The organism is Algoriphagus jejuensis (genome assembly GCF_039523455.1).
GTDB lineage: Bacteria > Bacteroidota > Bacteroidia > Cytophagales > Cyclobacteriaceae > Algoriphagus > Algoriphagus jejuensis.
Genome location: NZ_BAAAFI010000016.1, coordinates 1 through 605 on the forward strand (window position 1 = coordinate 1; position 605 = coordinate 605).

Below are 605 nucleotides of genomic sequence, written 5' to 3' on the forward strand. Positions count from 1 at the left end.
CCAACTACTCTTATGGTTTAAGCAAGGGGATGGATATAATTTTTCTCATATTCTCGACCTTGATTGATGATTGCGAAAATTCGCCCAATGAGTTTGGCTCTTATTGCATTGATTACTGACATTTTATTCTTCCCTTCGGCTACTTTTCGGTCGTAATATTGCCTTAGTTCTCCTTTTTGGGTTAATGTTGATACTGCTGCCATATGGAAAATCCGTTTGAGGTTTTTGTCAGCCTTATGGGAGACTCTATGGGCTGATCTCCGGCTGGTCCCTGATTCATATCGGAATGGGGCGCATCCAGAATGACAGGCGAACTTTTTGGGGTCAGTGAATTTGGTAAAATTTTCAGTTGCCACCAGAGTAGCTACTGCCGTTTGTCTTCCCACTCCTTCGATGGCTGTAATTCGATCCAGATTTTTCTTGAGATCAGAATCTGAATCTAAAATTTGATCAATTTGATATTCCACCTCTTTCAGGACTTTTTCATTGGCTTTCATCAGTTTTTCGATCCTTTTCTTTTTCTCCGAAAAGTATTCTTTTTCAAAGAAACCTACCTCCTGTTTTAACTGCGACTTGAATTTTGCCAAATCCCTAACAATCAGGTC

The 605-nt window shown here is 40.0% G+C and carries 1 protein-coding gene; it reads right to left on the reverse strand.

Going from position 1 to position 605, the window contains the following annotated elements; translation table 11 throughout:
- Window positions 1-17: 17 nt before the first annotated feature.
- Complete coding sequence (locus ABD031_RS13250) at window positions 18-497, reverse strand: transposase (RefSeq protein WP_343852231.1); 480 nt, start codon at window positions 495-497, stop codon at window positions 18-20.
- Between the last annotated feature and the right edge of the window lie 108 nt (window positions 498-605).